Below are 20,889 nucleotides of genomic sequence, written 5' to 3'. Positions count from 1 at the left end.
AAATGATTTTTCTCTATCTAATTGATAGTTATTTTCAATGGATTCATTTCTAATAGAGCTGTTATTAATTCAATAAGAGGCTGATTTTTTTCAGGTAAAATTATCTCAATAGAAACTAAATCCGCTATAATTTGCTCTTTAAGGTTTTTTAGGTGATTTTCTCTCTCAATTGAATTCTGCCAAAAATCGATGTTTTCATTGTCGCAGACATCATCTTGGATCTGGAAAGCTACACCTATATTATTACCCACTTTTTTTAAGGTCAAAAGACTATTTGCTGGCAAATCAGCGACTATAGCAGGTAACTGAAAAGCCGCTACGAATAACGCTCCGGTTTTTAAGGAATGAATATTTTCAGTACTCGATTTATCTGAACAGCCAGAACCATTAAAATCCATAGCCTGTCCTGCCACCATGCCCCATGGCCCGGCTGCTTTTGCTAATACATTAAGCATTTTTACAATTTTAGCTGGTTGTAATGAGGCTTTAAGAAGTACATCGAAAGCCAAAGCTTGTAAAGCATCACCTGCCAATAAAGCCATCGCTTCGCCAAATTGTTTATGACAGCTAGGCTTCCCTCGACGCCAATCATCATTGTCCATGCATGGTAGGTCATCATGAATCAATGAATAGGCATGAATCAATTCAATCGCACAGGCTGCATGGTCTAAATCCTGCAAGGATAGTCCCAAACTAGTGCCTAAAGTATAGATAAATAAAGGCCTTATGCGCTTTCCACCATTTAAAACTGCATAATACATCGCTTCATATAAGGGTTTGGAAAGCGGAGAAGGATTTGACAAACAATCCGTTAATAAGCGATTAAGGCGTTCTTGATAATTTAAAAAATCAGTTTTTATGTTCACTAGGCTAATTCTTCATTTATTTCAAAAGGTAGCAATTCTTTTTTCGGGCTGGAATCTGTGTTAGTCAAAATTTGTATTTTTTGTTCGGCATTTTTTAAAGTCACTTGGCAGTCTTTTAATAAACTCACTGCCCGACTAAATTGCTCGAGAGAATCTTCTAAGGTTGAATTGCCTCGTTCCATTTGCTCAACAATTTTTTCAAGTTCTTGCAAACCTTTTTCGAACTGAAAAACTGTATTTTTTTTTGTCTTAGGCATGAAAGTAACCTCATTTTTTATCGATGCTTAAATAGCTGTATTAGCTACAAACTTTTAGACAGGCAAAATAATCCTGATAATTATGCGAGCCCAATAAAGTGATGTCAAATAAGGACAATAATTGTTACCATATCCATGGAATTATAAGTTAGGAACCAGCCGCTTGAATATTTTTATCTTGCGATGGGAATTTTTCAGAAGCTAATCATTTGCGTCCCTCATGGGTAAACACCAATTTTAGCTTGAGCTAGACATGCGTCAGGGAAAGAACACTCTAGTTCTCTAGGAAACTAATCGATGTTTTTAAAAAAAATTTTAGTTTATTTGGGTCTACTATTCTCATCCTCATTGTGTTGGGCAGAGGATGTACATGAATATCATTTAAAAAATGGATTAACTGTGTTGGTTGAAGAAGATCATCGCGCTCCGATAGTGATCTCAGAAATCTGGTACAAAGTAGGTAGTAGTTATGAACCTAATGGAATAACAGGGATCTCACATGCTTTAGAGCATATGATGTTTCGAGGAACAACAAAATTTGGACCCGGTGTGCTTGAAAAAATTGTCTCTGAAAACGGAGGAGAGCAAAATGCATTCACAGATTCAGATTTTACAGCTTATTATCAAAAATTTTCTGCAGATAAATTAGCTGTTAGCTTTGAATTAGAAGCCGATAGAATGCGAAATTTATTACTACGTCCACAAGATTTTCTTAAGGAAATTCAGGTGGTGATGGAAGAAAGACGCATGCGGGTCGACGATAACCCTCAAGAAATTTTGTTAGAACGTCTTAACGCGGCTGCTTTTGTCGCAAGTCCTTACCACCATCCTGTCATCGGCTGGAAAAACGATCTACAAAATATGACCGTTGAAGATTTACGTAAATGGTATGAAACCTGGTATGCGCCTAATAATGCAATACTTGTCGTCGTCGGCGATATAAAACCTAATTCAGTTTATCAATTAGCACAAACTTACTTTTCTAATTTGAAACCTATTAACCTTCCTAAAATAAAACCTGAAAAAGACTTACCCCCGTTAGGAGAAAAGCGTCTCATCATTCATACTCCTGCTCAGTTGCCTTGGTTGGTTATGGCTTATCCGGTACCCGTTATTAAACAAGGTTTGAATAGTCAGGATCCTTATGTTTTACATCTTATTGCCACATTATTATCAGGGGGAAATAGTGCTCGTTTTGCGAAAAATCTTATCCGCGATCAACAAATTGCTGCAGATGCAAATGCATTTTATAATCCTATAAATCGCTTAGATAGCTTGTTTTTGTTGCAAGCCACACCAACGTCTGGCCACAGCTTATCAGAACTCGAATCAAGCTTATTAAAGCAAATCAAGCAAATACAAACCTTTAGTGTAAATACAGAAGAATTGGCACGCGCAAAAGCGCAAATCGCTGCTGACAAAATATACCGAGAAGATTCTATAACTGCAAAAGCGAATGAACTTGGAAGTTTAGCTGCAATTAATTTGCCCTGGCAAATTGAACGCGATTATCTAAAACATATTAATGCTATCACTCCACGTCAAATACAAGCTGTTGCCAATAAGTATTTGCTTGCTTCGCATTTGACTATAGCTTACTTACTTCCTTTATCCATCAATACGGCTGTTCCCGATTCTAATTCTTTATCTGTTATAGGGTCTATGCATGCGCGTTAAACCTTTCTTTTATTTTTTGACTTTCTTATCAATATTTATTCTTGGTAGTGCACAAGCTGAAATTTCTCCCGTAATTCTAAAAATTGAACATTGGTCTACTAAAAATGGCGTACCTGTTTATTTTGTTGCTAAAAATGAAATACCTATTATAGATATTGGCGTATTGTTTCATGCGGGTTCTGCCAAAGATAATAATTCGCCAGGAATAGCGCTATTTACAGCGCAAATGCTCGATCAAGGCACACAAAATTTAAATGCAGATCAAATTGCTAATCGTTTCGAAGCGGTCGGTGCTCATTATAGCGCGAATACTAACCAAGATATGACCGCCTTAAATTTACGCTCACTCAGCGCCCCACAATTCTTCAATCCAGCATTGAATAACTTCTCTGCTTTACTTAAGGAGGCTACTTTCCCTGACCTGGCAATAAATCGAATAAAAAAACAGATGTTAATCGCCCTACAACAAGAAGCACAGACACCTAGCGCGATTGCCGCTAAAACTTTCTATAAAAATTTATATGGTCTTCACCCTTATGCTTCACCTGTATTGGGAAATAAAATGAGTATTGAGCAACTATCCCAAAAAAAATTATTAAATTTTTATAATGACAACTATGTTGCACAAAATGCCATGATCGCTATTGTAGGAAATACCACCAAAGCTAAAGCAATAACTATAGCTGAACAGCTTTCGGCCATGCTGGCGAAAGGAAAAACTACTCTCTCTATCAATCCACCCATCTCTCCACATTTAAAAAATCATATTATAAAAGTTCCTTATCCATCCAAACAAACGACTATTTTTTTAGGCCAAATCGGTATTGCTATAAAAGATCCTGACTATTTTCCATTAATTGTCGGTAATCAAATTTTAGGTGGCGGGATCCTAACCTCAAAACTTTTTAATGAGGTTAGAAATAAAAGAGGTTTATGTTATGGCATAAACAGTGGATTCAAGCCATTACAAGCCGCTGGCCCTTTTTTTATAATATTACAAACACGTCGAGATCAAGCGGCTAAAGCACTCACTTTAACTCAACAAACTTTAAAAAATTTTCTAGCTAAGGGACCCACTTTGCAAGAAGTACTAGGAGCAAAACAAGCTTTAATAGGCAGCTTTCCAACTTCTATTGGGAGCAATGAGGATATTTTAGCCGCCACCGAAAAAATGGGTTTTTATCAACTACCTTTAAACTATTTAGATGCTTATCAACAAAAAATTAATTCTGTTAGCTTAGAGCAAATTAGGCAGGCATTTCAAAGGATTAAACCAGAGAAAATGATTGTCGTCATGCTCGGAAAAGAATAATTACATCGAATAAAATATTTGATTGTTTGGCTGAACTCCTGGCTGAACCATAACATCCGAAACGTAAACAGCTGGGGATGGAAGCAGATAATAAAAAGCAGGGGGGGTGCTTATGTGCACTTTAGAAGGCCCGTATGAAGCCACTTCAAGAGGAACAACATTCGCTGCCTGTATAATAGAAGGCTCAGGGCTTATCACGCTTTCGGCTATATTATCTTCATAAAGAGGATCTATCAGCTTCACATAGTTAAGCCAGTCGGGAGCAATAATCCCTAATTTATCTATAATTTTCTGTTTATTTTCATATTCTAACCCCATAGCAACTTTTAGCTGATTTACCTTATCTACTTGCTTGCTAAAATCAGGCATATTTATTGTTTCTTCCATTTGTTTTAGAGAGCTGGCGGGAAGAATTTGCTTAGTGAAATTCATATGGAACCGTGAAAGTTTTTCCTCTTCATTCATTAAATTTTTTAAAGAATTATTATAACTAAGACTTATTTTAAAATATTCTGTTAATAAAGCATGCAGAGATATCTCTATTAAATTTTCATTATTATGAATACTCTGATGGACTCGTCCAATACAAGCATTCATTCTATTTAACGTTTCATCTAACCATTGTTCATTGGCTATAAGAAATTCTCTAAGCTTAGCAATAGTATCTGAATTCAAAAAACATTTTTTATCTTTTAGTCTTGTTAAATCAAATTTTTTACCAATTATCTCTTGATGATAATAGGTTAAGATTTTTAGAAATGCAGGTGCTCCATTTTGTAAAATCGATAAAGTAGAATTTTCAATAATATTAAAAAGCTTATAAAGTTGAATTTTTTTTTCATATTTCCAAGCTTCAAAATTATTTTTCCATTCTTCTAAATCCGTAATTAAATTTTTGTTATCATTTTCAGAATAGAGGCTGGAAGGTAAGTGATTTACATTTGTGGTATTATCTAATAAAAGGTTTTTTTGGTTAATTTTTTCTAAATCGACTATATCTGAATCCTCACCTGAGATTGAAGGGTTTATTGATTGAATATTTTCTTCATTTAAACTATCCATTGAAATAAGTTTTTCCGTTGCTCCTTCAGGCTCAACAAAATGTAAATTCTCGATTTCATTAACTGCAATGACAAAGTTTGTTTCTTTAAATTTAGCCCTTGGATTTTTTTTAGCTCGTAGAATCTTAGCAGAGGATTTATTTAGTAAATGAATTTTATTATTGAAAAGATTAAGTGCATTTTTGTATTTATCTGCCTCGATTACTAAAGCATATATTTCAATTAATTGGTCATCTGTACCAGTTTTAATTATTCTCAATATTTTTTCTAGTGAATAAAATTTTTCTTTTAAATAATCGTGATCAAAAGATTTTTTTCTTTAATTTTACTTTTAACTTTCTTATTTATTGGTTTAGAAAAAAATAATGAGCTACTGGCTTCTTCGGCAAAAGAAGTCGAAAGAAGAGTTAACAATTCCTTTGCCTCGCAATTAAAGTTTTTGTACTCAATCAATATTGGATTAACTTGATTGTTCAAATCTGCTATTAATGAACAGGATCGTTTAAGCAGTCCTTGCAATATAGTTAACTGGTTTTTATGATCTTTTCTACCCATTAAAGTAATTTCAACTACCAGATTCTGTGTTAGTTCTAATAATTTTGATAGACTTAAATTTGATTTATCATGTATTTCTTCAGCGTTCTTCCAATTATTTAAGCTCGATAAGAATTTATTTGTTGATGAAGTAAGTTTCCCCATAGCAGAAGAAATTTTTTGGCGAAATTGACGTACATCTTGTGTGCTTTCTTTTATACACTTTAAACTCTCAAATAAATTGTCTGACAAGCAACTTAGTGACTCAGAAAGTTCTTGAATAGATTTGTGTTCTATTTCTAAACTTTCCTTAAACCGAGCTTGATTAATTTTACTTATTTTTTTAGATTTAGATTTATTGATAAATTTATGTTTTTCAATTTTTTTATATTCTAATTCGCATATTTTTTGTTTTTGTTCTAAAGATTTTAATGAATCTATAAGCAAAGTTTTTTCCGGCATAGGAACCGAACTGGTCATTAATTTTGGTTGGAGAGAAGTCTCTAAAGTCTGTGTATCAGATAAGATACGTTTGATATCTTGAATGGTTTCTAAATTTAACTTTATTTCTTCAAGAATATTTTCTTTATGCTGATTATATTCAGTTACATTTTTAAAAGTTTTTTCAATAAATTTTTTTATTTCTGCATTTTTAGTTTTCTCCAATTTTTCTAAAACAGGCAATGTAAAATCAATAAATACATTAAATGTAAACATTTCAGTATAAAGTAATTTATTATTGAATCCTGCTAAACTGGCATTGAAATCTGTATACAGTAAAGTAAATAGATAATAAAAACTAAATTCTATCAAGTCTTCAAATTCAATATTATCTAAAATTGAAACATCGTCTTTAGAATAGGTTCCAATCTGCTCATTAATAAAGGAAGTAATCCTTTGATTTAGTGGGGTATAAAATTCATCTTGACAGATCGCATGGAATAAATAATTCAAAGCTTCTTTATTAGTTTCTATGTCATCAGGCTTTCCTATTGCATTTAATAAAAAATCATTTCCAATTTTGGCGTTAAACACTTCTAAAAATTTTGGCAAATGAGATTCATTAACAATGATTACTAACAAACGTTGCATTTTTTCCAGTTTTACATATTTGTTATCGATTAAATCTTTATTTTTTTTATTAATTGTTTGAATTTCTCCTTCTAATATTTTATAAAAAATTAAGGCATGATTAACGTCTGCTTGTTTATCCTCTATGGCTTTCCTTTCGAGATATTCATTATATTTTTTATTTATTTTCTGCAAAGATTCTTGTAAATCATTCAAACCGAATAAAAGGCAGTCCTTAGTATTGGTTTTGTAATTAACTATTTTTAAATCTAAAGTAACTGCTTTTTTCAAATGGTCAAGATTATTTTTAATTGGCTTTAATTTTAGAAATTCAAGTAATAATTCATAGAAAAAAAAACAGCGTAATGCTGCTAACTCATAATTGGAGCTTGGCAAGTAAATATTAATAGATATATTTTTCGATAGGAAAAATTTGAGATCGGTTAAATTAAAGTTTTCAGTCTGAAAATACGTGCATTCATAAAATATAGCTTTTAACATTAAAAGCGAATTTACATAAGGATCACTTGAATGTTGAATATTTTCAAAGAAATTTTTTGCATATTCTTTGAAATAGGGTTCATAGGATTCGAAAGGCAAGGCTAGCCTTACCTTAGAAAAACAATCTCCATCGATAAATTCATTACATAAATCTTCCTCTTCGGCTTTTAAATTAGTAATTAATTTTGAAGAAATATTTTTACCCGCATTTTCGAAATTTTCTTTTTGAATTGCCAGGGTATAAAATCTTCTGATAAAAATAAAAAATAAGGTAAAATCTTTAATAGAATTGCTAATAAGTTTTAATTTTTCAATTAAAATGCTTAGATTATTTTTTTGGGCTTCAAATTCTTCTATTTGCTTTTTTAATTTTGAAATTGAAGCGGGATTAACTTTAACTAACAAGTCATTTGCTAAGTTAATTTTTTTTTCTAATACTGTTAATTCATTTTCAGTTTCAAGCAACTCTTTCGATAAAGAATAGGTAGTTGGATAAATTGGTTTGCTCATGTTTTTATCTTCCAAATTGGTGATATCGACTACATCCATTAGCTTCTTATTTTCCATTAAATTATTTTTAATTTATATACAATATTTGAAATTTTAAATCAAATACAAAATATTTATTTAAAATTACGCTAAGAGCAAAAAATAAAGAGATAATTTTTTATAAACTAATCATTGTTAACTGAGAAATTAATCTAATTAGGCAGGCACTAAATTCTGCTCGTTTAGCTTACTAAATACTTTTTCTGCCGCAACTAAAGTAAGCTCTACTTCCTGCATTCCATGCACGCTTGATATAAAACCCGACTCAAAAGCAGAAGGTGAAAAATATATACCTTCCGCTAACATTCTGTGGAAAAATTCTTTAAAAAGTAATTGATCGGCTGATTTCACTTGTTGATAATTATAAATTTCGGCCTCTTTGCTAAAAAGAAAACCAAATAAGCCTCCAACATGATGTACTTGAAAATTAATATTCGCGTCTTTCGCAAGTTCTAATAATCCAGATATTAGTTTTTCATTTATTAAATTTAATTCAGAATAAAATCCTGCTTGACTGATTGTCTCTAAAGTAGCAAGGCCTGCTGCCACCGTAATTGGATTCCCAGATAAAGTACCCGCTTGATAAACATTTCCTTCGGGGGCTAAGCAATCCATAATCTCAGCCCGACCACCTAAGGCACCCACTGGTAAACCACCACCAATAATTTTACCAAGAGTGGTTAAATCGGGTTTAACCTGATAAATTTCTTGCGCACCACCTAAAGCGACTCTAAATCCTGATATTACTTCATCAAAAATAAGTACACTTCCATAATAATCACATAACTCACGCAAGCCTTCTAAAAAACCAGATAATGGTAAAATACAATTCATATTAGCTGCGATGGGCTCTACGATGACTGCAGCAATTTCTTTACCATAATGCATAAACATTTGCGTAACTTGCTCGAGATTATTAAAGTCAACACTCAAGGTTTGTTGAGCCACTATTTTGGGTACCCCTGCACTATCTGGGATACCAAAACTGGCCAATCCGGAACCCGCTTTTACCAACAATGCGTCAACATGGCCATGATAACAGCCATTAAATTTTAGAATTTTATCCCTGCCAGTAAAACCTCGAGCAAGGCGTATTGCAGTCATGGTCGCTTCGGTGCCTGAATTCATTAAACGCACTTTTGCTAAATTAGGCATTAAATTGGAAATTTTTTCTGCTAGGTCAATTTCTGCAGACGTAGGAGCACCGAAGCTCAAACCTCGTTTAGCAGCTTCCTCGACAGCTAACACTATTTTTTCTGGAGCATGTCCTAGGACTAATGCACCCCAGGACCCTACATAATCAATGTAGGATTTACCTTGAACATCAAATAAGTAAGCTCCTTTCCCATGTGAAAAGAATATCGGATCGCCACCCACGGCATTAAAGGCACGAACCGGGGAATTAACCCCTCCTGGGATAAACTGCTTAGCTTTACTAAATAACTCATGTGAAGAAATCATATATAACTTAGACCTGTCTTAAACCTTTAGTTTTTTATATACTCAGAAAAATTAAATGTTTGATAAAATATACTTTTTTGTATCTGGCGATAGTTTACTCAATTGTAAACGATAAATTAGAGCAAAAATGTCATCATTAGGCCTACATTTGTGCTTTAGAGGGAATACAATTTGAATAGCAACATAGGCCAAAAATTCAATAGTGAAGAGTATATAACAAGGACCATGCTGTTATTCAGCATTAAATAAGGCACGATCAACTTTATGCTCAAGCCAATTAATACATTTAAAAATACTCATCAAGAGCATAAATTGTTTAAGCGTAGGGCTATCGCTATCCTTATCGGTATATCTTTTCTAAGTATTTTGTTACTGGGTCGGCTAATTTATTTACAAGTTTTTCAGCATAAGCTTTATACCACCTTAGCCCGTCAAAATCAGCTAGGTCTAGTGCCGATCGAGCCTAATCGCGGCTTAATTTATGATAGAAATGGCGTCTTACTGGCAGAAAATAAACCTATTTTTAATCTTGTTATTACGCCTGATTTAGTAAAAAATATAGATGCTACTATCCAACAATTAAGCGCTTTCATAAAAATAGATGCTGAGGATTTAAAACAGTTTAACCGTCAACGACGCTTACATCACCGTTTTGAACCTGTCCCAATACGCTTAAAATTAAATGAAGAAGAAGTCGCTAAATTTGCGCTTGAAAGATATCACTTTCCGGGAGTAGCAATTCAAGCGCAAATGATACGTTATTACCCTCAGGGTACCCCTTTTGCAGCGATAGTGGGTTATATGGGGAGAATTAATGAAAAAGAACTGCAAAATGTAGATCCGGTCAATTACAGTGCAAGTAATTTCATTGGTAAAACAGGCGTAGAAAAATATTATGAAGCCCAACTTCATGGTACAGTCGGCTATCAGCAGGTAGAAACAAATGTGCATGGTCAAATTATACGTGTACTAAAACAAACCCGACCTATAGCAGGCAGAAGTATTACTTTAACTATCGATAGTAGTTTGCAAAAACTTGCGCAACAAGCTTTAGGTAGCCAAAAAGGAGCTATAGTAGCCTTAGACCCTCGGAATGGTGAAGTTCTAGCTTTTGTCAGCAATCCATCTTTTGACCCCAATCTATTTGTAAGTGGGATTCGGCAGCATGATTACGAAATATTACAAAACGAACCGGGTACCCCTCTCTTTAATCGCGCCTTACGTGGCGCTTATCACCCTGGCTCAACCATCAAACCTTTCATCAGCACGGGCGCTCTCCTTGAAAATGTGGTTACTCCCACCTTTAGCATTCATGATACAGGAGAATTTCAAATAAACGGAAAAGGAAGGATCTATCATAACTTCCGTCGTCATGCTTATGGTGATGTCAATTTACTTAAAGCATTGACTGTCTCTTCTGATATTTATTTTTATAATCTGAGCCTTCGTATGGGAATACATCGGATTTACACTAGCTTAAAACGATTTGGATTTGGAAGCCCAACAGGTATCGATCTGCCTGATGAAAGCAGTGGAATTTTGCCTAATCCTCAATGGAAAGAAAAATCCTATAACACACCCTGGTATGGCGGAGACACGTTGAATTGCGGCATTGGCCAAGGTTTTCTATTAGTGACGCCTATACAGTTAGCATTCGCAGTCAGCGCACTTGCAGAATGGGGAGAACGTTGGAAACCCCATGTGGTATTAAGCTGGCGCAAGAATGATGGAGCGGTAGAGCTTATTAAACCACAACGTTTAGAGCCCATTAATTTACCTCAAGATATTTTGAGCTTTATCCGTACCGCTATGCAACATGTTGTTAATGCACCAGGAGGAACGGCCGAACGCTTTTTTCCAGGTGTTCCCTATACCTTGGCAGGCAAAACTGGAACTGCGCAAGTATATAGTTTAAAAAACGATGAACGTTATGATACCAAGACAGTCGCTGCCAAGCTGCGTGATAATTCATTATTTATTGCTTTTGCCCCAGTTGAAAAACCTTCTATTGCTCTTGCTATTGTTATCCAGAATAGCGTTACGCCAGCCCCTCAAATTGCTCGTAAGCTTTTAGATTATTACTTAATCCCGCCTTCGCCCATACCAACGATAACTATTCCGCAAGTTCTTCCAGTAATTGCCCCTGAAAAAAAATCGAATAACTCGTTAGACGAATCTAAAAATCTATCAAATTCTCCACAAACAGATACTTCAACTCCACCCAAAGTTAAAAAAACAGAAGCCGAAGATGAGGAAGACGATGAAGATATCAACGAAATTGAAGATGATGTCCCTCCTGTTAAGTCTGATAAAAATCAAGATGCACAGTCAGATAGATCTAACAAAAATCCTTCGGATCAAGACTTTTCAAAAACAAATTCCAACAAAACTCACGATACAGAAGATTCCTTGGAAATAAATGATAATAACTCTTCTCTGGATTGACAAATAACCTCTATAAGGGCATGATTGGCGCCTATTTTACTCGACTTACATTAATTCTATTATTGTAAGTTCGTTTGTTGTTAATTCAGGAGGTTGTCCATTGGCCAATACAAAACAAGCAAAAAAACGTGTACGACAAGCAGAAAAACACCGCCAGCATAATACTAGCTATCGCTCTATGATGCGGACATATATTAAACGTGTTGTTGTTGCTATTGAGAGTGGAAAAGCGCCAGAAGCTGATGCAGCCTACCAAATCGCTCTGCCTGTAATTGATCGTATGGCAGATAAAGGTTTTATTCATAAAAACAAAGCAGCTAGACATAAAAGTCGTTTATTAGCTAGAATTCGTAAATTAACACCTACTGCTGCCTAAAGTTCTCAATTAACTATTAAAAATCTGCGTTAATGATCTTTTTAGGCTTTCTTCGTGCCTAGTCAATGCTAAGGTAGCTTTACCCAAACTTTTATATATATATTCTAATTCGGGAAAAGATTTCAACGCAGATAAATGTTTTTTTAGAGTCTCTATATCCGCTCGTTGCAAAGGCCCTGTCAATGCTTCTTTAGGCTTCAACCTTTGTACTTTTCCTAAGGCTTGAGACATGAGTCCTAATGTAAGATTTTCAGCTAATGCATCATTTAAACCAGCTTTAGAGTAACAATCCTTAGCCATAGCCGATAAGGTAATCAAATAATTAGATGCCAATATGCTGGCAGTATGATAAAGCGGCTTATCTTTTTTTTCGATTGAAAATATCTTTGCCTCTATTGCATTAAGTAATGGTAACAATCGTTCTAAGGCTTTAACATTGCCTTCAAATGCACAATGCGTTCCGCTAAAGTTTTTTATATCCAGCATCAGCTCAGAAAAACTTAAAACTGGATGTAAACTAGCTACATAACAACCTAAACTCGCAACGGAATTCAGGCATTCAGAGGATAACAACCCACTACAATGAAAAACCACGTCCCCTGGCTTTAATGCGCCTTGCGAAGTTATTTGTTGGGCTATAAATTCAATACGATCATCCGGTGTAGCAATTAAATAGATATCAGCATGTTTTAGTTGTTTAAACGTCGAACAAACTCTACCTTGCCCTAGAAAAGCAACAGCCTTTGCACTACTAACTCTACTTAAATTAACGATATCCTGAATAGAAACAAGCTTTGTACCAACAAGTAGAGCCCCTAAAGTTTTACCTAAACGTCCACAACCTATAATGCTAAGTTTTAATTTCATTGTTTATTATTTTGAGAGCTAATCAATTCACCCGCTTCTTTATTTAAATATACATTATGACTTGGGAAAGACCATTCTGCCCCATGTTGTTGAATACATGCTAATAACTCCAGAAACAAGGCTTGTTGTATCTTTAAAAAGTCTGTGCTGTTAATGATATTAGTATAAGCTATCACTACTAAATTAAGAGAAGTATTCCCTAATTCGTTAAGATTAACGGTTATAGGTCTATTTTTATCAATCGCTGTATTTTTTTTTAATAATGCTTGCATGTCTTCTAATATAGCCGGAACCTTCATTAAATCTTGGTAACGTAAACTAATTTGACAATAGAATCGTCTATATTTTCTTCTTGATGGATTTTCTACGACTAAATTTGAAAATAAAGCATTAGGAATATACACAGGACGACAATCAGGCATTCGAACTCTACAAACACGCCAACTTATTGCTTCTACAGTACCTTCCACTTTAAGTGCAGGTAAGCTAATTTGATCACCTATCACAAAAGGCCTATCTAAAAAAAGCATGAAGCTACCAAATAAGTTAGCGAGCAGATCTTTAGCGGCAAATCCTATAACGACCCCTCCCATGCCACCAAAAGCTAAGGCTCCTGCAATACTTAAACCAAAAGTTTGAAATAAGGATAAAGCAGTTAAAATAATTATCGCGAATTTTGCGATCTGGCTCATTGCATGGACTAGGGTTTTATCAATAGTTTTGTTTTTATAGGCTTGGAGAAAAGCTTCTTCAGCAAAAGAAGCAAACCGCCATAAAAACCAAGCGAGTAATCCTATAAAGGCTAAATTCCGAACTAAATGAAATTGAGCAGCGCTAATCCCTTGCCAAGTTATACATAGTGACTCTAACGCATAAAGTATGCCCATGATAGCAATCAACACCAATAACGGTCTATAAATAGACTCTAGTAATGCAACGCTTAAAATATGGGAATTACGGCCTAAACGTTGTTGGTATTTCTGATAGACAATGGGCAATAAAAAACAGAGTACAGCCGTTATTGTAAGGATAATTAATGCTTTCAGCATACAAAATTGTAGTAAGGTTTTAAATAATGTTTGCAAAAAATTTACCTTTTTTCTGACACGGTGGTCAAATTCGATAAGCAACTATAGACATAAATTTAGCTAAGCCTTGCATGCCCCATTGAATTACTAATGGTAAAGGAATAGCCCCAGCACCTTCAGCTGTTAGAGCATGCTCCAGTTCCTCTTTACGCATTTGCTCCACAATTGCACGACTTTTTTTATCCTGTAAAGGCAATTTATTCAAATGCTTATGCAAATGCCTTTCTACTTGATGTTCTGTCTCAGCCAAAAAACCTAAGCTCACCTTATCTCCCCCTAAACCGGCAGTCAAACCTATTAATAAAGAACTTATATACCAAATGGGATTCAAATAGCTAACGTGGGTATCTAATTGGTGAATACGATGCTGGCACCAATTAAGGTGATCGACCTCTTCTTTCGCAGCTTTTTTTAATTTTTCTTTAGTATCTTTGCAGCGAGCAGTAATCGCTTGACCGGTATATAGCGCTTGGGCGCAAACTTCACCCACATGGTTTATTCGCATTAAACCACCTGAAAGCTGACGTTCCTTTTTATTTAAACTGCTATCTTGCGTTGTCAAAATTTCGGCCGGACTGGGGCGAGTAGAAGCAGAAAGCGGCTGTATGGAAGATAATGCTTCATCGATATGAATAATTAACTGATCCCAGAGAGAATAATAGCGCATTTAATAACCTTTAGAGTGTATAATACTCAATAATTGCAACAAAACCAAAAAATACGTTAAGCTTAACAAGCTGTTAATTTGATCTCATACATCTATGAAAAAAATATTATACCAATTATTACTCAGTTCCTTACTCGTGATCGGTTTTTGCCCTTTAAGCTACGCCGGCTGGCCTTTTAGCTTAGCTCATCAAATAAACAAAGATAGTATCTCTCAAATGTTACAGCCTATTTTACCGGCTGTGGTGAATGTTTCTGTTCAGGGCGATATTCCACTCAATCAATTACCACCTCCTGTACCTGGACATCCTTATCCACGCCATTTTGAAAGCATGGGTTCAGGCGTCATTGTAGATGCTAAAGCAGGCTATATTTTAACTAACGCACATGTTATTCATGAAGCTAAAACCATTACAGTCACTTTAAGTGATGGTCGCGTTTTTAAAGCGACGCTAAAAGGTTCAGACCCTGCTTCTGATATTGCTTTACTTACCATTACACCTGATCATTTAACTGCTATTCCTCTGGGTAATTCGGATAACCTAAAAGTAGGTGATTTTGTAGCTGCTATAGGAAATCCTTTTGGACTTAATCAAACAGTCACTTCAGGTATTGTCAGCGCATTACAGCGTACTGGATTGGGGATAGAAGGTTTTGAGAATTTTATTCAGACCGATGCTCCTATTAATCCAGGTAATTCTGGTGGTGCTTTGATTAATTTACAAGGACAATTAATGGGAATCAACACAGCTATATTGGCACCCGGCTCCAATGCAGGAAACATAGGTATTGGTTTTGCTATTCCTGTTAATATGGCGCACGGTGTTATGAAACAATTAGCTGAATATGGTTCAGTAAAACGGGGATTAATGGGTGTGCTAGTCCAAGATTTGACACCTGCACTTACAACCGCGCTGCATATTTCCACAGAGACTAACGGAGCATTAGTCTCCCAGGTGCCTAACTACTCACCAGCCCAAACTGCAGGAATTCAAACCGGTGATATTATTCAATCGATTAACAGCATACCCATCCATAATGGCGGGCAAGTAAAAAATATCGTCGGTATGTTAAGAGTCGGAGATAAAGTTAATATTAAACTATTACGCAAAGGGAAAACCATCAATACAGTAATAACCCTAACTGATCCTAAAGATTATAAAAAAATAGCTGAACATGATAATCCGTTTCTGTATGGATTAGTATTACGTGATTTCAGTCAAACTATTACTGGCCAAGGTCATTTGATTGGAGTAGAAGTCGTTGATACAGATGAAGATAGTATGGCCTGGCATGCGGGTATCCGACCTGGAGACGTCATAATATCTGCGAATCAAGTCGATGTAACTAATGTTGCTCAGCTCCAAGAGGTCGCTAAACATAGTAAACAAGAACTTTTAGTTAACGTATTATCGCGGGGCGGCATTAGATTCGTGGTGATTAAATAAAAGGCTCTAATCAATTGGTTAGAAATCGATTATTACTGGAAAAATTTGGAATAAGTTCAATAACAAGACCTAACTCATTTTCCTTTGCTGCAAAACGAGGATCTACATCATAGCCAGCCACAGCAATTAGTTCCTTTTGATAGTAAATGAGCGGGACCTTATTGCGCTGCCATGGAGGGGTGCCCCATTCTTGAAATAATTTTTTTAAAGGATGAGAACCTTGACGATTGCTTGCATAAAATCTTTCTCCTCCTTGGCGAAAAGTCACATCGACTTGCCGTTCATTTAGTAATGAATAGTTCAATCCTGCGCCAAAAACCTGCTTTGTTGTCAATTGATCCAATGTAGGCAATGTAATTGTCTGACCCAACTTCCATGTAATCAAACCTCTTTTAAAAATTTTTTCATTTTCTACCAAATTAAGAACATACATATAATCTCTGTAACGACGTAATTGTATATCTCCCCAATTAACTTGCGGAGATGCATCCATTCTACTCTCTAATAAAAATTCAATTTGCTGTAATTGTTTCTGACTAGGTAAAGCGCAATGTAACTGCCTTAACCAATAACGTAAAACATTAGTTCGCCGTTTAGCACTTAGCTTCTTTAAGCAAGAAATAATTATCATATTCGGTGCAGATCCTTGAACCATACACCAATCCTGGTAGGCTATTTCATCAAGCAGTGAATGGGCTTCAGCTAAATTTGCAGCAGCTCTTGCGATAGTTTTGTCAGCCTGAGGCCAACGTTGCTGAATAAGTGGCAACACTTGATGACGAATATAGTTACGATTAAAGCGTAAATCCATATTACTATCATCTTCGATCCAAGTTAATTGATGCACATGAGCATACTCATAAAGCTCTGAACGAGTAAAATCTAGCAAAGGTCGTATTAGATAGGCTTTTGAAAATACCTGACAAAATGGCATGCTCATTAAGCCTTTTAGACCTGCCCCTCGTAACATTTGTAATAAAAAAGTTTCTGCTTGATCATTGCGGTGATGCGCTGTTAATAAATAATCTCCTTTGGGAATTAGTTTGGCTATGGCCCCATACCGTGCCACTCGGGCGTATGCTTCTAGGCTCTCACCAAATTTAGGACAGGCATCTATGGGAACAATATTGCAATAAATACCTAATTTTTCACAGTTATCTCGACAAATATTAGCCCATTTAATTGAATCAGCATGCCAACCATGATTGACATGGATAGCCCGTAAACGTTGTTTAGGGAACATGCGACTTAATGCATGGAGTAAAACTTGCGAATCCAACCCTCCACTATAGGCAACCCAAAACCTAGCCGATGTGGGGTATTGTTTTAATAAATACTCAAGTTTTTCGTGTGTAAACATACAGCAACCATACAAAATTTGCCTGGGAATTGTAAAGCTTAATAGAAATATCTATGAAAAAATAAAATAATGAGAATAAATTAGATTTAATTTATGCGATGGAATAAGCCCATGTCGATTTATTTAAAGTTTCCCTCCATTGATAGTAGCCTTTGAAACATAGCAGCATAAAGACCAAATAAAGCAATGCTGTTAAATACAAGTTTTTACTAATATACAAATTAATAGAAATTAAATCGATAATTATCCATAAAACCCAATGCTGTAAATATTTTTTACTCATCATCCATTGAGCAATCAAACTTAATGCTGTAATCGTGGCATCGGCATAAATAGTTGTAGAGTCAGTACTATATTTTAAAATAAAACTAATGCCTGCAAATAAAATAATAGCCGCTGCAAATAACATCAAGCAAGTAGATAAACTCACAACTTGCATAGCAATTGGCTTGTTTTCTTTACTACCATAGCGCCATTGGTACAGCCCATAAAACTGAAAAAATAAAAAAACTCCCTGTAAACTCATATCGGCATACAGCTTGATATTAAAAAAAATGATTGCATACAGAGAAACGGTCAATATCCCAAAAAGCCAATTCCATAAACTACAACGTGTTAAAAGATAAATGTTTACTATTCCTGAAGTAAAAGCTATTGCTTCGATAGATAAAAGTTTCATATTTTAATTTTAAATTGGCAGCTATATGCGCTATAAATTAAACACCAATAGCTAAAATCTTGTTGTAACGCAGTTCGAGTAATTTTTCCATAGAAAAATATTGGATTTGTGCTAATTGCTTAACAAGTTCAATTTTTAGCTGATTAGCCATTTCATCAAAATCGGTATGGGCACCACCTAAAGGCTCTTGAATCACTGCATCTATCAATTTAAGTTTATATAAACGATCAGCATTCATAGCCATCGCTTCTGCTGCTTCGGACGCTTTTTCAGCACTTTTCCATAAAATAGATGCACATCCCTCAGGGGAAATAACTGAATAAACACTATATTGCAACATCAAAATTCTGTCTGCCACACCAATAGCTAAAGCTCCTCCTGAACCACCTTCTCCAATTATTGTGGAAATAATTGGTGTCTTTAACTGGGACATCATTTGTAAATTTTGTGCGATCGCACCACTTTGGTTACGTTCTTCTGCATCTATACCAGGATAAGCACCCGGTGTATCAATAAAAGTCAGAATGGGCAGTTTAAATCTTTCAGCTAATTCCATTAACCGAATTGCTTTACGATAACCTTCTGGTTTAGGCATTCCAAAATTACGTAGAACTTTTTCATTGGTGGTACGTCCTTTTTGCTGACCCATGATAACAACCGGTTGATCCGCTAAATAAGCAATTCCACCGATAATAGAAGGATCATCTGAAAATTCTCTATCACCATGTAGTTCATCGAAATCAGAAAAAATTCTGCTAATATAATCTGAAAAATAAGGTCGGTGTGGATGACGGGCCAATTGAACTATTTGCCAAGCATTTAAGGACTGGAAAATAGATTCAGTTAATTCTATTTTCTTTTGTTCTAAACGTTTAATTTCTTCGTTGACATTAAGATCGGCATCGTTACCCAACTTACGTAGCTCTTCTATTTTTGCCCCAAGCTCTGCAATGGGTTGTTCAAAATCCAAAAACTTAAAGTGCATAGCTACTCACTTTTTGTTGCATCAGAAGCTTCTGATATGAGTTCATTTTCAAACTCATAATCGAATTCTTCTCGTAATCGTCGTTGCTCTAAATAATCTTCAATAGCTCGGCGCTTTTCAAGCGAAAATCGAACAGGTGAGACTTTTGCTTTCTTATTTAATGCATCTAAGGCCAATTCTTCAGGCCATGTATCTAATTCTTCATCTTCAATATCTAAGATATTAGGTGGCAATTCAGTATCACTACTTCCATCACCATCATCTTCTTCTAATAAAGCCTCTGTTTCTTTATACTCCATAGATCCTACCTATTAAATAATAGCAGCCTATTTTTAGCGCTTACTTTAGTGGGTATAATACCCATTTGGCAAGTATACTCTTACACTTGAATTTTTGTCTGTATTGCTGCCCAACTCGCATCCTAGCCACAGCAAATAACAAAGTCCAATTACAAGAGTATAGAACCTCCATCCTGTTATGAATAAAATTTTACCTCTAATCAAAAACATTCGTGAATGTCAACTCTGTGCCAATCACTTACCCTTAACTCCCAGACCCATACTGCAAGCACACAACCTAAGTCGTTTGCTTATCGTTGGTCAAGCGCCAGGAATTCGCGTACACAACACAGGAATTCCTTGGAACGATCCTAGTGGAGATCGTTTACGGCACTGGTTACAACTTGATAAAAAAACATTTTATGATACAAATCAAATTGCCATCATTCCCATGGGTTTCTGCTACCCAGGAACAGGACCTTCGGGCGATTTACCTCCGCGAAAAGAATGTGCAAGTACTTGGTTACCTAAACTTTTAGCTAATCTTCCAAACATTCAATTAATCTTATTAATTGGTCAGTATGCACAAAAACATTACTTAGGTAGTCGTGCTAAAGTAAATTTAACAGAAACCGTCGCTGCCTACACAGAATATCTTCCGACCTATTTTCCATTACCTCATCCCTCACCCAGGAATAATATTTGGTTAAAGCGAAATTCATGGTTTGAAAAAATCACCCTCCCAGCTCTACATGCAGCATGCACTACCGTATTAAGATCTGCTTAGAGATTATTAGCTTATACACGAATTCCTAATCGAATTCATATGCTGACGATTAAAAAATTAATCTTTTTGATCCTCCACCTTTATTTTTTTGGCTGCAACTTTATCCCTTTTAGTAATAATGATTCTAAGTACCCCCTGCTTTCCTTCTGCAGTTATCTCATCGGCGTTTGCAGTATCAGGCAAAGCAAAACGGCGATAAAAACTTCCTTTGGATCGTTCAATTCGTGTATACCCTTCATTTTCTTCGGTGCGGATAGCAGCTCTTTCGCCTTTAATTGTTAATATTCCATTTTCCATTGAAATTTCGATATCTTTCGGATCAACACCTGGAATATCTGCAAAAAGCACGAAACGAGTAGGTTCTTCTTTGATATCCACTGCAGGCGCCCAATGACTAGTTTCTATCATGGAACTATTTTCAATAAGTTGGTGACTGGGATCAAACAACTGATCCCATTCTTGCGAAAGCCGGTGTAATTGGTGTAATAAAGAAGGGGATCTATACCGTATAATATTTGACATAAACTATTTTCCTCCTTGTTTAAGCTATTAGTTTAACTCAAAAAGGCTCATTTGATCACTTTAATCATTTACTTCATCCTTTTTCCAGAAATTCGAATT

19 protein-coding genes are annotated in these 20,889 nt (G+C 35.3%); 6 read left to right on the top strand and 13 right to left on the bottom strand.

The window, feature by feature from the left end; translation table 11 throughout:
• Positions 1-17 precede the first annotated feature (17 nt).
• Together AAHI99_RS00600 and AAHI99_RS00595 are read right to left on the bottom strand one after the other, a co-directional pair.
• Positions 18-866, bottom strand: a complete 849-nt coding sequence (locus tag AAHI99_RS00600) for a polyprenyl synthetase family protein (RefSeq protein WP_342227762.1) — start codon at positions 864-866, stop codon at positions 18-20.
• The gene (locus AAHI99_RS00595) at positions 866-1,123 is read right to left on the bottom strand and encodes an exodeoxyribonuclease VII small subunit (RefSeq protein ID WP_342227761.1); all 258 of its coding nucleotides are present in this window, start codon (positions 1,121-1,123) and stop codon (positions 866-868) included. The genes AAHI99_RS00600 and AAHI99_RS00595 overlap by 1 nt, the downstream gene beginning before the upstream one ends.
• Before the next feature lie 297 nt (positions 1,124-1,420).
• On the opposite strand from AAHI99_RS00595, the gene AAHI99_RS00590 reads away from it, so the two are divergent.
• Positions 1,421-2,800 carry a pitrilysin family protein gene (locus AAHI99_RS00590; protein WP_342227760.1) on the top strand — a complete coding sequence of 460 codons (1,380 nt, stop codon included), beginning with the start codon at positions 1,421-1,423 and terminating at the stop codon, positions 2,798-2,800.
• Entirely contained in the window at positions 2,790-4,112 is a 1,323-nt protein-coding gene (locus AAHI99_RS00585; protein ID WP_342227759.1) for a pitrilysin family protein, read from the top strand. The genes AAHI99_RS00590 and AAHI99_RS00585 overlap by 11 nt, the downstream gene beginning before the upstream one ends.
• Here AAHI99_RS00585 and AAHI99_RS00580 read toward each other — a convergent pair whose 3' ends face one another.
• From AAHI99_RS00580 to hemL, 3 genes are all read right to left on the bottom strand, one after another.
• Entirely contained in the window at positions 4,113-5,432 is a 1,320-nt protein-coding gene (locus tag AAHI99_RS00580; protein ID WP_342227758.1) for a hypothetical protein, read from the bottom strand.
• 29 nt (positions 5,433-5,461) lie between these two features.
• The gene (locus tag AAHI99_RS00575; RefSeq protein WP_342227757.1) at positions 5,462-7,804 is read right to left on the bottom strand and encodes a hypothetical protein; all 2,343 of its coding nucleotides are present in this window, start codon (positions 7,802-7,804) and stop codon (positions 5,462-5,464) included.
• Positions 7,805-7,984: 180 nt separating this feature from the next.
• Complete coding sequence (gene hemL, locus AAHI99_RS00570; protein WP_342227756.1) at positions 7,985-9,289, bottom strand: glutamate-1-semialdehyde 2,1-aminomutase; 1,305 nt, start codon at positions 9,287-9,289, stop codon at positions 7,985-7,987.
• A gap of 264 nt (positions 9,290-9,553) precedes the next feature.
• Here hemL and mrdA point away from each other — a divergent pair, with 264 nt between their 5' ends.
• Together mrdA and rpsT are read left to right on the top strand one after the other, a co-directional pair.
• On the top strand, positions 9,554-11,734 hold the full coding sequence (mrdA, locus tag AAHI99_RS00565) for a penicillin-binding protein 2 (RefSeq protein ID WP_342227755.1): 2,181 nt from the start codon (positions 9,554-9,556) through the stop codon (positions 11,732-11,734).
• Between the two features lie 100 nt (positions 11,735-11,834).
• Positions 11,835-12,110, top strand: coding sequence for a 30S ribosomal protein S20 (gene rpsT / locus AAHI99_RS00560; RefSeq protein ID WP_342227754.1), 276 nt, complete (start codon positions 11,835-11,837; stop codon positions 12,108-12,110).
• Positions 12,111-12,119: 9 nt separating this feature from the next.
• Here the strand turns inward: rpsT and AAHI99_RS00555 are convergent, their stop codons facing one another.
• From AAHI99_RS00555 to coq7, 3 genes are read right to left on the bottom strand one after another with little or no spacing between them, the layout of a single operon-like run.
• Entirely contained in the window at positions 12,120-12,977 is an 858-nt protein-coding gene (locus AAHI99_RS00555; RefSeq protein WP_342227753.1) for a Rossmann-like and DUF2520 domain-containing protein, read from the bottom strand.
• Positions 12,974-14,062: a mechanosensitive ion channel family protein gene (locus tag AAHI99_RS00550; RefSeq protein ID WP_342227752.1), complete on the bottom strand. Its 1,089-nt coding sequence runs from the start codon at positions 14,060-14,062 to the stop codon at positions 12,974-12,976. The genes AAHI99_RS00555 and AAHI99_RS00550 overlap by 4 nt, the downstream gene beginning before the upstream one ends.
• Positions 14,063-14,090: 28 nt before the next feature.
• The gene (coq7, locus tag AAHI99_RS00545; protein WP_342227751.1) at positions 14,091-14,732 is read right to left on the bottom strand and encodes a 2-polyprenyl-3-methyl-6-methoxy-1,4-benzoquinone monooxygenase; all 642 of its coding nucleotides are present in this window, start codon (positions 14,730-14,732) and stop codon (positions 14,091-14,093) included.
• 94 nt (positions 14,733-14,826) lie between these two features.
• Between coq7 and AAHI99_RS00540 the strand changes: the two genes are divergently transcribed.
• The gene (locus tag AAHI99_RS00540) at positions 14,827-16,179 is read left to right on the top strand and encodes a Do family serine endopeptidase (protein WP_342227750.1); all 1,353 of its coding nucleotides are present in this window, start codon (positions 14,827-14,829) and stop codon (positions 16,177-16,179) included.
• 10 nt (positions 16,180-16,189) lie between these two features.
• On the opposite strand, the gene tilS is transcribed toward AAHI99_RS00540, so the two are convergent.
• From tilS to AAHI99_RS00520, 4 genes are all read right to left on the bottom strand, one after another.
• Positions 16,190-17,539 (bottom strand): tRNA lysidine(34) synthetase TilS, encoded by a 1,350-nt coding sequence (gene tilS / locus AAHI99_RS00535; protein ID WP_342227749.1) that lies wholly within the window; start codon positions 17,537-17,539, stop codon positions 16,190-16,192.
• A 91-nt stretch (positions 17,540-17,630) separates the two neighbouring features.
• On the bottom strand, positions 17,631-18,218 hold the full coding sequence (gene pnuC, locus AAHI99_RS00530; RefSeq protein ID WP_342227748.1) for a nicotinamide riboside transporter PnuC: 588 nt from the start codon (positions 18,216-18,218) through the stop codon (positions 17,631-17,633).
• A 37-nt stretch (positions 18,219-18,255) separates the two neighbouring features.
• The gene (locus AAHI99_RS00525) at positions 18,256-19,203 is read right to left on the bottom strand and encodes an acetyl-CoA carboxylase carboxyltransferase subunit alpha (protein WP_342227747.1); all 948 of its coding nucleotides are present in this window, start codon (positions 19,201-19,203) and stop codon (positions 18,256-18,258) included.
• A 2-nt stretch (positions 19,204-19,205) separates the two neighbouring features.
• On the bottom strand, positions 19,206-19,502 hold the full coding sequence (locus tag AAHI99_RS00520) for a PA3496 family putative envelope integrity protein (protein ID WP_342227746.1): 297 nt from the start codon (positions 19,500-19,502) through the stop codon (positions 19,206-19,208).
• Positions 19,503-19,680: 178 nt separating this feature from the next.
• Between AAHI99_RS00520 and AAHI99_RS00515 the strand changes: the two genes are divergently transcribed.
• On the top strand, positions 19,681-20,268 hold the full coding sequence (locus tag AAHI99_RS00515) for a uracil-DNA glycosylase family protein (protein ID WP_342227745.1): 588 nt from the start codon (positions 19,681-19,683) through the stop codon (positions 20,266-20,268).
• 57 nt (positions 20,269-20,325) lie between these two features.
• Here AAHI99_RS00515 and AAHI99_RS00510 read toward each other — a convergent pair whose 3' ends face one another.
• Positions 20,326-20,790, bottom strand: coding sequence for an Hsp20/alpha crystallin family protein (locus AAHI99_RS00510; RefSeq protein WP_342227744.1), 465 nt, complete (start codon positions 20,788-20,790; stop codon positions 20,326-20,328).
• Between the last annotated feature and the right edge of the window lie 99 nt (positions 20,791-20,889).

The sequence above is a fragment of the Rickettsiella endosymbiont of Rhagonycha lignosa genome (assembly GCF_964031165.1).
Lineage (GTDB): Bacteria > Pseudomonadota > Gammaproteobacteria > Diplorickettsiales > Diplorickettsiaceae > Aquirickettsiella.
The sequence above is the reverse complement of the archived record's forward strand: the minus strand, read 5'-3'. Positions and strand labels throughout refer to the sequence as shown.

Coding starts and splice junctions, on each gene's coding strand:
- pnuC (WP_342227748.1), bottom strand. CDS start 18,218: ATGAAACTTTTATCTATCGAAGCAATAGCTTTTACTTCAGGAATAGTA.
- AAHI99_RS00590 (WP_342227760.1), top strand. CDS start 1,421: ATGTTTTTAAAAAAAATTTTAGTTTATTTGGGTCTACTATTCTCATCC.
- AAHI99_RS00585 (WP_342227759.1), top strand. CDS start 2,790: ATGCGCGTTAAACCTTTCTTTTATTTTTTGACTTTCTTATCAATATTT.
- AAHI99_RS00540 (WP_342227750.1), top strand. CDS start 14,827: ATGAAAAAAATATTATACCAATTATTACTCAGTTCCTTACTCGTGATC.
- AAHI99_RS00555 (WP_342227753.1), bottom strand. CDS start 12,977: ATGAAATTAAAACTTAGCATTATAGGTTGTGGACGTTTAGGTAAAACT.
- AAHI99_RS00510 (WP_342227744.1), bottom strand. CDS start 20,790: ATGTCAAATATTATACGGTATAGATCCCCTTCTTTATTACACCAATTA.
- tilS (WP_342227749.1), bottom strand. CDS start 17,539: ATGTTTACACACGAAAAACTTGAGTATTTATTAAAACAATACCCCACA.
- AAHI99_RS00525 (WP_342227747.1), bottom strand. CDS start 19,203: ATGCACTTTAAGTTTTTGGATTTTGAACAACCCATTGCAGAGCTTGGG.
- hemL (WP_342227756.1), bottom strand. CDS start 9,289: ATGATTTCTTCACATGAGTTATTTAGTAAAGCTAAGCAGTTTATCCCA.
- AAHI99_RS00515 (WP_342227745.1), top strand. CDS start 19,681: ATGAATAAAATTTTACCTCTAATCAAAAACATTCGTGAATGTCAACTC.
- mrdA (WP_342227755.1), top strand. CDS start 9,554: ATGCTCAAGCCAATTAATACATTTAAAAATACTCATCAAGAGCATAAA.
- AAHI99_RS00595 (WP_342227761.1), bottom strand. CDS start 1,123: ATGCCTAAGACAAAAAAAAATACAGTTTTTCAGTTCGAAAAAGGTTTG.
- AAHI99_RS00520 (WP_342227746.1), bottom strand. CDS start 19,502: ATGGAGTATAAAGAAACAGAGGCTTTATTAGAAGAAGATGATGGTGAT.
- coq7 (WP_342227751.1), bottom strand. CDS start 14,732: ATGCGCTATTATTCTCTCTGGGATCAGTTAATTATTCATATCGATGAA.